The sequence below is a fragment of the Okeania sp. SIO3I5 genome, assembly GCF_010672085.1.
GTDB lineage: Bacteria > Cyanobacteriota > Cyanobacteriia > Cyanobacteriales > Microcoleaceae > Trichodesmium.
The window spans coordinates 24,041-37,103 of the sequence record NZ_JAAHHT010000077.1 but is presented as its reverse complement, the minus strand read 5'-3'; the positions used below and the strand labels follow the sequence as shown (position 1 = coordinate 37,103).

Genomic DNA, 13,063 nt, shown 5'->3' with positions numbered 1-13,063 from the left:
TAAGTGGCTGCGGTATTAACAGTAGTAGTTGTTTTTCCTACCCCGCCTTTATTGTTATAAACTGCTACTGTTAATGCTTTTCGTGGTTTATCAATTTTTTCTTTAATTAATGTAGCGATGTTGATAATATTTTCTGAATTAATTTCCACACAAACTGTCGCCGGATGAATAATTTTTCCATGCTTTCTAAATAATTGGATGTGATTAGCATTGGTAATTATTCCCCACTTCGCTGCTTTACATTTTTCTGCTAATAAATACCGTTTAATTTGTACAACTGTCTTTTTATATTCTGGCGAATCAGCAGCTAAATTAAGATTCCGTTTTTTCAATTCTACAAGCACATCTGGATTAGTTTTGGTTTGATTAAATATGTCATTTTCCGTGTTATGACGCAGAGCATGATCGACTGCTTGAGTACCAGTTCCTGTAGAAAAAGAAGGTATTCTTTCATTTACTTCAAAACCTAAAAAATTGAATAATTCAGATGCAAAAATCTGACTGACTAGAGCTTCAGATGCGTCCTTCGGTAGATTTTTTGCCAAAGCATCTACAAGGGCTTGATTTTTCACAGCATTATCCATCTGTCGTTGATTGTAGTTAAGTTTAACTATCAGATTAGCACGACAGAGACGGGAAAAAATCTAAATTTTATTTACTCGACTTAAAATTACGTCTATAATATCTATATATATTTGTATGCTCGACAGGCCGTAATGGGATTAAAATTAATATCTACAAATTGCACTCGACTAAAAGTGTCAATCCACAAATGTGCCCCACAATTAGCAGGGTCGTGAGGATGATATACTATTCGGCAAGGACCTTTAATTTCTAGCTGATAACCGTAGTCATTACGGTTAGTATCCTTTACAGAGACTACAGGCTTTAATTTCTTTAGTGGAGTCTTGGCATTTGCCTTAATGATATGCTGGTTAACATGAATCATTGTAGGGTCATTGCGCTTTTCTTTGCACCAATTCCCTTTCGGACCCCTTCTACCAGGGAAAATAATTGGCATTTCACTACCTTGACGCCCATAAGCAGGAATTTGCCAAAAACCATTTTTCTTTTCAGCATCTTTGACTCTACCTTGAGATAATAACACTCGCAAACGTTGACCGGAAATACCCAATAAATATGCTGCTTCTGTAGTACCGATAATTCTTTTGTTTTTCTTTTTAACCATTGTACAATAGTTTTATTATTCTATAAGTTTAACTATCAATTAAAAAATACTTTAACTTATTTTCTAGCTAAAAACTACTAACTTAACAAAATTTAATCTATCACTTTTTCTATGAATATATTTTTGAAAATATATTCTTTAATAACAAGAGAAGTAAAATAATTCTTTCATTAGACTGATTTAGATAACTTTAGTAATTTAGGAATCAAGGTTCTTTTTTCCTTCTGCTATCCTATGTACATAGGCAATTGTAATTTTTAACTTTTAAATTTTGATTTTTGACTTAAATTTATGCTCAGAGCTGGAATTGTCGGACTACCCAACGTCGGAAAATCTACCTTATTTAATGCTTTAGTTGCTAATGCTAAGGCGGAAGCTGCTAACTTCCCATTTTGCACAATTGAACCCAATGTTGGTGTGGTATCGGTGCCAGATGAGCGGTTAAATGTACTAACTAAAATTTCTAATTCTGTCCAAACTGTTCCTACTAGAATTGAATTTGTTGATATTGCTGGATTAGTAAAAGGTGCAAGTAAAGGAGAAGGTTTAGGTAATCAATTTTTATCTAATATTCGAGAAGTTGATGCCATTGTTCAAGTAGTTCGTTGTTTTGATAGTGAGGATATTATTCATGTCTCTGGTTCCGTCGATCCAGTGCGAGATATTGAGGTAATTAATTTAGAATTAGCTTTATCCGATCTAGCTCAGGTAGAACGACGAATTGAACGAACTAAAAAACAAGCTCGTACCAGTAAAGAAGCTCAGGCAGAATTAGAAGTTTTAGAAAAATTAGAGGCTGTTTTAAACGAAGGTAAGTCGGTGAGAATGGCTGGTTTAAATGAAGACGAATCTTTGCTAATTAAGCCTTTAAATCTATTAACTTCCAAACCCATAATTTATGCTGCTAATGTCTCAGAAGATGACTTAGCGAGTGGGAATGATTGGGTTGAAAAAGTCCGCAATATTGCTGCTGTAGAAAATGCTGAAGTTGTGATAATTTCAGCTCAGGTAGAATCAGAATTAATTGAGTTACCAGAGGAGGAAAGAGCTGATTATTTAGAATCTCTAGGAGTAGAAGAAGGTGGGTTAAAATCTCTAATTAAGGCAACTTATGAATTGTTGGGATTGCGTACTTATTTTACTACTGGAGAAAAAGAAACTAAAGCTTGGACGATTAAAGCTGGAATGTTAGCTCCTCAAGCTGCTGGTGTAATTCATACTGATTTTGAACGTGGTTTTATTCGAGCAGAAACAATTGCCTATGAGGACTTAGTAGCTACTGGTTCAATGACTGCTGCTAAGGAAAAAGGTTTGTTGAGGAGTGAAGGTAAGGATTATCTTGTTAAGGAAGGGGATGTTATGCTCTTCCGATTTAATGTTTAGATTTCTGTCAAAGAAGCGGTCAGCGTTTAGCAGTCAGCAGTCAGCAAAATTATTTTTTTTAAAGTTAGCAAAGGGGATTTTAACCCAGGACTATATCCGTTCTAATTTCTGACTTTTTGTGGATTCAGAAAAGTATGCTTTTTCCAGGATTAAAGGTTATATTAACTAATCTCTAAAAGCTACTAAAATCTTAACTTGATTCTAGAATGAAATAGCCCTGAGTTTTAACCAGAGCTGCTCAAAGCTGATAGCTAATACCTGATAGCTGATAGCTAGTTAATTAAGGAGAAAAAAATGAGTATTGTAGAACTTTTGATTCTTTGGTTTGTTACTGCTGTTAGTTTGTTTATTATCTCCAAGTTGCCTACTGGAGTAGAAATTGATGATTTTAATATTGCTTTGATTTCTTCGGCAGTTTTTGGGTTATTAAATGCTCTTGTTCGTCCGTTCTTAGTTGCTTTAGCTTTGCCTATTAAGATTGTACTTTCGGGTTTTCTTTTTACTCTAGTTATGAATATGGCTATCTTTGGTTTGGCTGCCTGGTTTGTAAGTGGATTTCGTCTACGTTGGGGATTTTGGAGTGCATTAATTGGTGCTTTGGCATTAGGTTTTATTAACTCTTTTCTTTATGAGTTACTTAATCGGGTAGTGGTAAGTTAAACCAATGTTTATATGTAAGCATTCAGCTATTAGCAGTCAGCTTTTAGCAATGAAAATGAACAATGTAGCTCCATAGACTTTTAAGGTTAACTGATGGATTTTTACCCAGACTTTTAATTCTTTAAAATCTCGCTTATTACTTTTTCCTCTTTTAAAAGTAGTAAAGTTGATAGCTGAGAGCTGACGGCTGAATACTTACGTTTATATTATCCATAGTTTGTGTTTTTATGTACCTTTAAAACTGATATCTAGTCAATTTTTTTCTGGATATCGGTTTTATTTTTTAAGGTTACTGATTTTAGCGTATGAAATTCCTAATAATGTAATTTTTGAGCTAAAACAAGAGTGTGAATTATCCCTACTTAGTTAGGAAAAAAACTTCTCTCTAATTCCTGATTTCTGACTCCTGACTACTACCAAAATTCATGCATACTTTTTGAGCAGAAGTTATTCTAATTTGATAAATGTTTACTACAAATAGCTAGAGGAGGAGTTTTAGGACTCAGTTCAATAATGGATAATGGATAATGGATAATTACCTCTCCCTTTTAGGGAGAGGATTGACTAAAAGGAAAAAGTTTATTTCTCTTGGTTGATTGGATATGGCGCCGGTAACCCATCCATCCCATCCTAACGGACTGCTCCGCAAACAACCGCTTTTTTCCCCTTTATTGGGGAGGTTTTAAACCTGAATTATTTAATTGTTTAATTGTTTAATTGTTTAATTGTTTAATTGTTTAATTGTTTAATTGTTTCGGTAAGGTAGCCATCGAATTAGCGACTTAAAGTAATGAATAAGTAAGTAGACAAAATTATTTGTATATAAATTTGTTTTTATCCCTTGATAGCTCTATGATAGAGCAATCAAAAATGCAAAATTAATTCTGTCCTGGTAGTTAACTTCGATGCCATTTCTTAGTTCATAACTCATCTTTTTAGTCAAAGAGATATATCCTGTCAAGTCTTTTCAAGTCTTTATTATATATACCCTTATTATTCGTAAAATTATTTTTTCAAAATGGTATTAAAGCAGACTCTCTGATTAATAAGGTAATTTAGGATTTTCTTGCCTCCTACTAAATCCAGAACTGATAACTGATATAGGATTTTCTTGCCTCCTACTAAACCCAGAACTGATAATTAGGGCTTGCTGAATAAATATAAAACCATTGACATATAAAGACTTTAGCCTTTTTTTTTCCTTTAAAAAGTGCGCCTGTTTCAGTCTAAAACACTCAAAAATTTAGTATTTTAGACGCATAGTTGGGCACAAAAATCTTGAGACAATTCTTACTCGTACCTCCTCGCTCCCGAGCCATTTCTCCAGTCTCGAGTCTCGAATCTCCTGTCTCCTACCCCTACTAAAAGACTTTTTCAGCAAACCCTAATTAATAACTGATAACTGATAACTGGTAACTAATATTTAAGGGTGTTATTTGAGGGTAAGCTGTGCGAGCTTTTAGTAAATTTCCCAACAAATAAATTTTATATGGTTCCTAAAATTTCAAGATTATTTTCTCCTTTGAGAGCGCGTTTATCCCGACAAATAGTCTTGTGGGTATTTGCCAGTATTGTAGTAATTGAGACTTTAATTTTAATTCCATCTTATTATCGGCGAGAAGAGGAACTACTTCACCAATTAGAAGATGTTTCTGGAGCAATTTTTAATTCTATTGTACGTTTAACTGAAACCAGTATGAAATCTGATGATACCTTTCAGATCAAGGTAAAAACATTAACGGAAGATTCTGTAATTTTGGGAGTCAAAATTTATGATTCTCAAGGAGAATTAATTGAAACTATTGGTGAAGTTCCAGAAATAGATTTTTCCGATATTGGGGACAAAGATATTCTCCGTGTTAGAAGTCGAGATGGTAAACGATATGATGTGGCATTATCCGCAAATTATTTGGGAATTAATTACACATTAATTGCCCGTCACGATGCTTCTAAAATTCAACCAGAATTATATGCTTTTATTGGTAGAATAACACTGCTTGTAATACTGATATCTGCTTTCGTTACCTTGGTGACAATGGCAGTATTAGGAGTTAAATTAATTCATCCTATTTTGAAGCTAAGAGATGACTTAATTGCTGCTGGAGAAGCTTTAGGTAAAAACGGAAATAAGGTAAAATTTTATTCTGTTTCTATTCAGCGTCAAGATGAACTGGGAGAAGTAATGATTGCTTTTAATCAAATGTTTGAGCGAGTCTCCACAGAAATTGATCGACGCAAACAAGCAGAAAAAATCTTATTAGCTGAACAAGAAAAATCAGAACGACTGTTGTTAAATATTTTGCCTCAGTCAATTGCAGAAAAATTAAAGGAAGGGAAGGAAAATATTGCTGATTATTTTGAAGAAGTTACTATTTTATTTGCAGATTTAGTAGGGTTTACTGAGCTATCAGAAAATATTAATCCTCCACAATTAGTTGATTTGCTAAATCAAATATTTTCTTGCTTTGATGAGTTAACTGATAAATATTATTTGGAAAAAATTAAAACTATTGGAGATGCTTATATGGTGGTTGGAGGTTTACCAGAACCAAGGGTAGATCATGTTGAGGCAATTGCTGAAATGGCTTTGGATATGCAGACAGCAATTGCCGATTTTAATCAAAAAAATAATATGCAGCTTAGTATGAGAATTGGCATTAATACTGGTCCTGTTATTGCTGGTGTTATTGGTAGGAAAAAGTTTATTTATGACCTCTGGGGTGATGCAGTTAATACTGCGAGTCGCATGGAATCTCACGGTGAACCTGATAAAATTCAAGTTACAGAATCAACTTACGATTATTTAAAAGGTAAATATATATTCGAGCCAAAACGAACTATTATGATTAAGGGTAAAGGGGAGATGAATACTTATTTTTTACTTGGTAGGAGGTAGGGGCGATTCCCGTAATTAGGAGCATGACAAACGGAAATCGCCCGTACGGGAGTAAGGGGAAATAATTGATAATTTATGTGGGATAATTAATTTTTTTTCTTATTGAAGATGTTTATTACTGAAGCAAAAAAAATTGAAGATTAAATACAAATATGGTAGAGTTAATCAAATAATGATTAAGTTCTGAACTGGATAACTAAAAAAAGTTGTCTAGTATAAAATTACTAAATTAACAGAGGAAAATTGTATGGAAAATACTATAAATTGTGCAGAAGCTTGTGTAAATGGCTGCGTTTCAAGCGATCGCTGTCCTAACAAAGAATATGTAGAGGAAACATCAAAGTTTATTGATAATACTTCCTTAGATAAAATGTTAGAAATGGCTGAAGAAGCAGTGAAGAAAAAAAGAATTGCTCCTCCTAAATGGATTATTCCCGATCTTCCTCAGTAAGAAAGATAAATAAAATGGGATTGCATATTAAAGAATGATCATAGATTTTCATCTATACATATATTGAGCAAAGAATTAGGTGTTGGTAATTGATGGAATGATTTTCTAATAAGGGTAATATCCATCACTTACTCTAGTTAAATATTTAGAGGTATTAGAAACAGATTACTCTTAAAGTTTCATCTTTGGATTTACCAATGCCAAGAATTATCCAAAAATATCTATGCTTCAGATTTCATGATTCCTGATTGTGCAATGTTAATAAAATCAATATTTATTAGACTGCTTAAACGATAAAAGTATGTTCTATTTAGCGGTCGCTATCTTATTCTTGAATTGGCAATCTGATTGGAGCGATCGCTATGTTAAAGCTAAATATTTTTGTAAATTTTAGAGTATCACTAATCAAAACATTAGAGGTTAATATTGAAGTCAAATTATCTATGCTAGATTATTTTAATTTTCCCAAAGAGATAGTTACAGATGTTAGTAGCATTTTGCGCTTACTTGCAATAGGAGTAATAGCAATAGTTGCAATTCTGGGAATTCGTAAATTGCCTAAACTAATAGGAAAAATAGTATCTACAGAAATTCCCGAAGCATATAAGATTATTATATCTTCAAATAAATTCTCAAAAAGATATTTGCTACTAAATTTTAAGTGTTAGAAAATTCGGGAAAAAGACTAAAGTACAAATTAGTTTTCACCAAGCATAATTAATGGATAATCAATAGTATCAGTCAATTCAGCAAATTCCAGATTAATGTTGTTTAATTTAAAGAATGAATATTTTTGACTAAAAAACGAGGTATCAAGTCTCCTCTTTTAAAAGTCGTGCAAGAATGACATTTTTTATTTTTGGTTCTAGTGAAAATTCTATTCAACTAAGGAAGCAACTTCTGGAAGTTGTAAATCAGAATTTTTCTAAGGAACTGAAAAAATTTGGCATAGAGTTTAATATGCAAGAACCAAATATTTATGTTGATTCTCCAGTGACTATTTAAGGTTTGTTGAAAAAGTCTTTTCAGGGAGTAGGAGAGTAGGGGAGTCGGGAAGTGGGGGAGATGGAAATCACAAATAATTAGGAAGTAGGGAGAAGTTAGGAGGAACGGAAAATTATAGAGGAGGTAGTCGGATATTTTTTCAGAGTAATTTTTCTGCAATTATTCTGTCTTTTATCCTAACTTTTTGCAGCTATTTAGGAAGTAGGGAAGTGGGGGAGATTCAAATCACAAATAATTAGGGAGTCGGGAGGAGTTCGGAGAAACGGAAAATTATAGAGGAGGTAGTCGGATATGAAAGTCAGAGTAATTTTTCTGCAATTATTCTGTCTTTTATCCTAACTTTTTGCAGCTATTTAGGAAGTAGGGAAGTGAGGGAGTCGGGGAGTGTGGAATAATTGATGATTTCTCCCTGCCCCCTACTCCCTCTTTTCTCTCTAATGGTTATGTTAGGAGTTATCGTTATTAAGTTATCAAACCAACCCAAAGATGTTGCCAATAAACCACCCATAAAATATGAAAAATATTAATCCTTCCCAACGAGTTACCTGCTTATCTTGAGTGACAAAAAAGAATAAAATTGTTCCCACTAATAAAACTAATAACCCACTACCAATAACATCATCAGGAATTTCTAAGTTACCTATCAATCTTGGTATTCCCATTACCATTAATGAGTTAAAAATATTAGAACCCAAAACATTTCCTACTGCTATTTCTGGGTTTCCTTTTCTAGCAGCAGAAATGGTAACTATTAGTTCTGGTAATGATGTACCAAGGGCGACTGCACTTAAAGCAATTAACCCTTTAGCAATTTCCAAGATTTCGGAGATTTTAGTAACAGATTCAATTGTATAAGTAGCACCCAAAAATACAAATAATGAACTAACAATCACAATTGCTATTTGTTTGAGTGGGAAACTTTTTTGTGAACTATTGGTTTCTTGTGAATCCTGTTCTTCTTTACCACTACTAATTGTATACAAAACGTAAACAACATATCCCAAAATACAGATAATAGCTTCACTTATAGAAAAATTATTATCTAAAACTGTTAAACTTAATAAAAAAGCAGAACCAACAAATAGTGGTAAATCTACATTAATTAGTTCATATTGTATTCTTAAAGGACTGCTGATCAATGATGCGGTACCAATGATCAAGAAAATATTAGCAATATTAGAACCTATAACATTACCAAAAACAATTTCCGAGGAGTTTTGATATACTGCTATAATCGATGATACTAATTCTGGTAAAGATGTACCTACTGATACTATTGTTACTCCTACTAAAAAAGGAGAAATTCCTAATGATATACCTATTTTTTCTGCTGCATCTGTAAAGAAGTCAGAAGCTTTGATTAGAACGAACAAGCTAACTATAAATATTATTAGCCAAAAAATTAAGTCTTGCATTAGTTTATTTATTGTCTACATTGACATATTTTAAGCAAAGTCAAGATTAGAGGATAATCAAGAAATAGTAAATTTGAGAAAAACACAAAGCACATTATAGCTGTGATTTTTGTGTGATTTTCTCATATATAGCTATTTTAAATGATCTTTTACAAATCAAAAAATAGATCGGAAATTTTACATCATTTTGCCTATTACTTTTGACCCGATATTTTCTATAGAAGCCAGATATAGATATTATATACTTTGACTACTATAGACTTTTTGTAGAAGTCAGGGAATAAGGAATAGGTATGGAGGGAATGAAATTGTTGATTTCATATCTTGAAATTGATTTAATTAAAACTTTTGCAAGAGGTCTTATATATTTCGAGCAAATCTAAATTTTAGTTTTAGTTAGTATGTTGAATATAGAAGTTAACATATCTTCCACGATCAAATGCCTTAATATTTTGATACCTGACTGCTTCTAAAAATTTACGAAACTCCTTAATATGATTTTTGGCAACTTCAACTAACATATCAGGTTGATAACTAGATATCAAATTTTTTGCTCCTGCCAAAGCTTCTATTTCTGTACCTTGTACATCAACTTTGATGAAGTCTACTTTTTCTTTAATTAATTCATCTAAAGTCATAACTTCTACCTCTGTACCATTGATAATATTATCATCAATTTCTGTTAAACAGAAATCTTTAGCAGGATGTTCTTTTATAAAAGATGTACCACGATTTTTGCCAATAGCATAACCTAATTTAGATAAATCAATATTACTAACTTGATTAATTGAGATGTGTCTGTTCAACGCTGCAATAATATCTGGATGAAATTCTATAGGAATGACTTTTGCTGCCTGCATAAATTTAGCAAAATAGACTAAATGATTCCCTGTATTTGCTCCAACATCAACTATAACTGGATTTGATGATTTGAGATTCTGCTGGATAAATTCTAACTCAGCTACTTCATAAAAATTTCCACCAACATTAGCAATTTCTACCGCTAGATTTTTACCTGTTATTTCAAATGTTATAGGAGTATTTTGATAATTGAATGTAACTAAATTATCTCCCTTGAGTAACCTATCAACTAAAGTCAACCAAACTTTTGCTGTTTGATAATTTGGATTAATTTCTAATGCTTTGCTAAATTCTGATTTAGCTTCCAAAAGTTTATCTTGTCTAATCAGCAAATTACCGATCGCTTGATGAGCTTGAAAACTCTTAGGTGATATTTCTAGAGCGCGACGAAAATAATTTAGTGCTTCATCAAATCTACCTTGTTGTACTAAACTATTACCAATATTGCCATAAAATTCTAAAGCTGAATCTGGTTTAAGTTCTACTAATTTTTGCCAGTAGGTAATAGCTTCATTTAATTGGTTTAGCTCTTGTGTAATTCTGGCTAAAAGATACAGTAGGGATATATTATTTGAATCTAGGGAAAAAGCATATTTATAATATTGAGTTGCTTCATCTAATTTGCCTTTGCCTTGCTCTATTAAACCAAGGTTAATTAGGGAAGCTACATGATTACTATCAGATTTTAGTATCTTTATATATATTGATTCTGCTTCTTGTAACTTTCCTTCTTTTTGGAATTTGAGAGCTGTTTGGAATTCTTGATTTATGTCTGTCATAATTTTAGGGAATAGGGAATATAATAGGAAATAAGCAAAAAATATTTACCTTGTCAGTTATACCACATTAACCACTGAATCTGTTTTATATTTTATGTTCCTAACGAAGAAAGAATTGGTTAGGACATAGACTGATATTAATCTTAGACTAAGAAATGTTTTTCCAACTATTCCCTATTCTCTATTCCTGATTCCCTGTTCCCTGTTCCCTGTTCCCTTCTATACTGACAATACAAATAATCAATAAATCTTTTCCAATTGACGAAAATCATGTTCTACTTCCGCTGAGAGAGCGCGGTTTTGGGGGTCTGTTTTGAGTGCTTTCTTTAGATAGTTTCTGGCCTTATCTAGTTTTCTCTCACTAATAAGGTGACGTGCCCAACGTTGATAGGCGATCGCTTGCCACTGTCGGACTTCCCAGTCTTGTGGCATTCTCTGAGCTAAACCTTCTACTATAGCAACTGCCCGGGGATATCTCTTATATTTTAATAACTGTTTTAATTGTAAATAATAATTTTGTTTAAGTTGCTTTTCTATCTCTGAGGTGTGGAATTGATTTTTATCTTGTTTTTGTTTGGGAGTTACCCTAACTTTTGTTTGTTTTGGAGCTGTAGTTTGTGAAGATACAGTTTCTGATTTTGACTTTTTATTAGTTGTTGATGTTGGAGTAGAATTGTATGCTAATTCAGTTTGAGTAGGAGCAACCCTCAGCAAAATTTTGTAAGCTTCCGTCACTGCAATAAACTTATCTTTAGCTTGCCGATCTTTTGGGTTAACATCTGGGTGATACATTCTTGCTAGTCGTCGATAAGAAGCTTTTACCTCTCCTAAACTAGCTCCTAAATTTAGCTCTAATTTTCTATAATAATCTGCAATATTCATAGATTTTGAAAGAAGAGGGAAAAGGACAGAAGGTTTCGTGAAAATTTCGGGAATAATTTCTTTCCCTTTTTCCTGATTTCTGCGGTGACTTACCCCAGGGTTGACATCCTCCCGACGCTGCTCTACTAGACAGCGCGGGATTCCCATCCATCATTCAAACAGACTAAGCTGAACAAATGACTCAGAACGGGTTGACACCTCACTGAAAAATGCTGGCTTGCCAGTCTGACGCTTCCTCCGTGTCCGTTTAATTGTCTCCGAGTGCCCCTCGGCGACTTCATTGAAAAGTGATAGTTGATAGCGTAGCTCCTCCGCAGGAGGCACTGGATTCTCTTCTACTGTTTCTTCAAATATTTCAACCTTGGTTTTTGGTTGAACAATTTCTAAGATGTTAATAGCAGCGTTTAGATCTCTATCATGGAATGCACCACAATTTAAACAAGTCCATTCTCTAATGTTCAGCTCTTTTTTGCCACCTTTAAAACCACAATTAGAACATTTTTGACTTGTAGCTTCCCATCTATCAATAACCCTAAATTCTCTACCATATTTGTCACACTTAGCCTCAGTTAAAGTCCGAAATTCTCTCCAGCCTAAGTCTGAGATTGCCTTAGCTAATTTGCGGTTTTTAACCATTCCAGAAACATTCAAATCTTCTAACACAATAATGTCGTTTTTTTTGACCAAATCAGTTGACAGTTTGTGCAGAAAATCTGTGCGAATGTCTTTAATTTTAGCATGAAGTTTAGCTACTCTTAATCTACGTCTCTCACGACGCTTGCTGCCTTTTTCAGTACGAGCAAATTTACGCTGGAATTTAGCCAGTTTCTTAAGGTTTTGCTTGAGAGGTTTTGGAGCATTAATTTTATCTCCATTACTCAAGGTTGCAAAAGTCGAAATCCCCAAATCAATTCCTATTGAATTATTAGTTTTAGGTAAAGGCTCAGGATTTATATCTACTACAAAACTAGCAAAATAACGATTTGCTGAATCTTTGATTATTGTCAAAGAGGTAGGCTTATTAGGTAGTTCTCTAGACCAAACTATTTTAATATTACCTACTTTTGGTAAGTAAATTTTATCTTGACCAATCTTGTAATTATCACCTACAAATCTTGCAGATTGCCTAGATTTTTTAGACTTAAACTTTGGAGGCTTAACCTTAATCCCTTTTCGTTTACCTTTGCAACCATCAAAAAAGTTTTTGTAAGCTTGGTCTAAATCCTTGAGAGACTGTTGTAATGGAGTAGATGCGACTGCTTTTAACCAAACTAATTCTTGCTTGACCTGAGTAATGAATTGCTTAGTTAAATCAACGTAAGTTGGTTTCTTTTGACCATTGGCATATAATTGATTACAATGTGCTAAACTTTGATTCCAAACATATCTACAACAACCAAATAGTTGATTTAATTTAGTTATTTGAACATGGTTTGGATAGATGCGGTATTTGTACCTGGCTTTCAATTTTATCGACCCGTTACTAATATTAGTTACTATACTATAGCATGGTTTGGTATTAATCACCGACGCTCCCCTCCC

The 13,063-nt window shown here is 33.2% G+C and carries 11 protein-coding genes and 1 pseudogene; 6 read left to right on the top strand and 6 right to left on the bottom strand.

Going from position 1 to position 13,063, the window contains the following annotated elements:
* Nucleotides 1–584 (bottom strand): annotated as a pseudogene (locus tag F6K40_RS18470) (ParA family protein); the annotation flags it as partial.
* Between the two features lie 101 nt (nucleotides 585–685).
* On the bottom strand, nucleotides 686–1,189 hold the full coding sequence (locus tag F6K40_RS18465; RefSeq protein ID WP_293138393.1) for a hypothetical protein: 504 nt from the start codon (nucleotides 1,187–1,189) through the stop codon (nucleotides 686–688).
* Nucleotides 1,190–1,480: 291 nt separating this feature from the next.
* Here F6K40_RS18465 and ychF point away from each other — a divergent pair, with 291 nt between their 5' ends.
* The 6 genes from ychF to F6K40_RS18435 all read left to right on the top strand — a co-directional run bounded on the left by ychF (nucleotide 1,481) and on the right by F6K40_RS18435 (nucleotide 7,584).
* Nucleotides 1,481–2,572 carry a redox-regulated ATPase YchF gene (ychF, locus tag F6K40_RS18460; protein WP_293138391.1) on the top strand — a complete coding sequence of 364 codons (1,092 nt, stop codon included), beginning with the start codon at nucleotides 1,481–1,483 and terminating at the stop codon, nucleotides 2,570–2,572.
* A gap of 294 nt (nucleotides 2,573–2,866) precedes the next feature.
* Nucleotides 2,867–3,232 (top strand): phage holin family protein, encoded by a 366-nt coding sequence (locus tag F6K40_RS18455; protein WP_293138389.1) that lies wholly within the window; start codon nucleotides 2,867–2,869, stop codon nucleotides 3,230–3,232.
* A gap of 1,489 nt (nucleotides 3,233–4,721) precedes the next feature.
* Nucleotides 4,722–6,128: an adenylate/guanylate cyclase domain-containing protein gene (locus F6K40_RS18450; RefSeq protein ID WP_293138387.1), complete on the top strand. Its 1,407-nt coding sequence runs from the start codon at nucleotides 4,722–4,724 to the stop codon at nucleotides 6,126–6,128.
* Between the two features lie 247 nt (nucleotides 6,129–6,375).
* On the top strand, nucleotides 6,376–6,579 hold the full coding sequence (locus tag F6K40_RS18445) for a hypothetical protein (protein ID WP_293138385.1): 204 nt from the start codon (nucleotides 6,376–6,378) through the stop codon (nucleotides 6,577–6,579).
* 362 nt (nucleotides 6,580–6,941) lie between these two features.
* A complete protein-coding gene (locus F6K40_RS18440) occupies nucleotides 6,942–7,247 on the top strand; it encodes a hypothetical protein (protein WP_293138383.1) in 306 nt (101 codons plus the stop codon).
* A 175-nt stretch (nucleotides 7,248–7,422) separates the two neighbouring features.
* A complete protein-coding gene (locus tag F6K40_RS18435; RefSeq protein ID WP_365671921.1) occupies nucleotides 7,423–7,584 on the top strand; it encodes a hypothetical protein in 162 nt (53 codons plus the stop codon).
* A gap of 470 nt (nucleotides 7,585–8,054) precedes the next feature.
* On the opposite strand, the gene F6K40_RS18430 is transcribed toward F6K40_RS18435, so the two are convergent.
* The 4 genes from F6K40_RS18430 to F6K40_RS18415 all read right to left on the bottom strand — a co-directional run bounded on the left by F6K40_RS18430 (nucleotide 8,055) and on the right by F6K40_RS18415 (nucleotide 12,988).
* Nucleotides 8,055–8,999, bottom strand: coding sequence for a calcium/sodium antiporter (locus F6K40_RS18430; RefSeq protein ID WP_293138381.1), 945 nt, complete (start codon nucleotides 8,997–8,999; stop codon nucleotides 8,055–8,057).
* Between the two features lie 392 nt (nucleotides 9,000–9,391).
* Nucleotides 9,392–10,639: an FkbM family methyltransferase gene (locus F6K40_RS18425; protein WP_293138379.1), complete on the bottom strand. Its 1,248-nt coding sequence runs from the start codon at nucleotides 10,637–10,639 to the stop codon at nucleotides 9,392–9,394.
* Nucleotides 10,640–10,879: 240 nt separating this feature from the next.
* Entirely contained in the window at nucleotides 10,880–11,521 is a 642-nt protein-coding gene (locus F6K40_RS18420) for a J domain-containing protein (RefSeq protein ID WP_293138397.1), read from the bottom strand.
* Between the two features lie 150 nt (nucleotides 11,522–11,671).
* Nucleotides 11,672–12,988, bottom strand: a complete 1,317-nt coding sequence (locus tag F6K40_RS18415; protein WP_293138377.1) for an RNA-guided endonuclease InsQ/TnpB family protein — start codon at nucleotides 12,986–12,988, stop codon at nucleotides 11,672–11,674.
* Nucleotides 12,989–13,063 lie beyond the last annotated feature (75 nt).

Coding starts and splice junctions, on each gene's coding strand:
- F6K40_RS18430 (WP_293138381.1), bottom strand. CDS start 8,999: ATGCAAGACTTAATTTTTTGGCTAATAATATTTATAGTTAGCTTGTTC.
- F6K40_RS18440 (WP_293138383.1), top strand. CDS start 6,942: ATGTTAAAGCTAAATATTTTTGTAAATTTTAGAGTATCACTAATCAAA.
- F6K40_RS18455 (WP_293138389.1), top strand. CDS start 2,867: ATGAGTATTGTAGAACTTTTGATTCTTTGGTTTGTTACTGCTGTTAGT.
- F6K40_RS18435 (WP_365671921.1), top strand. CDS start 7,423: ATGACATTTTTTATTTTTGGTTCTAGTGAAAATTCTATTCAACTAAGG.
- F6K40_RS18465 (WP_293138393.1), bottom strand. CDS start 1,189: ATGGTTAAAAAGAAAAACAAAAGAATTATCGGTACTACAGAAGCAGCA.
- F6K40_RS18425 (WP_293138379.1), bottom strand. CDS start 10,639: ATGACAGACATAAATCAAGAATTCCAAACAGCTCTCAAATTCCAAAAA.
- F6K40_RS18450 (WP_293138387.1), top strand. CDS start 4,722: ATGGTTCCTAAAATTTCAAGATTATTTTCTCCTTTGAGAGCGCGTTTA.
- F6K40_RS18445 (WP_293138385.1), top strand. CDS start 6,376: ATGGAAAATACTATAAATTGTGCAGAAGCTTGTGTAAATGGCTGCGTT.
- F6K40_RS18420 (WP_293138397.1), bottom strand. CDS start 11,521: ATGAATATTGCAGATTATTATAGAAAATTAGAGCTAAATTTAGGAGCT.
- ychF (WP_293138391.1), top strand. CDS start 1,481: ATGCTCAGAGCTGGAATTGTCGGACTACCCAACGTCGGAAAATCTACC.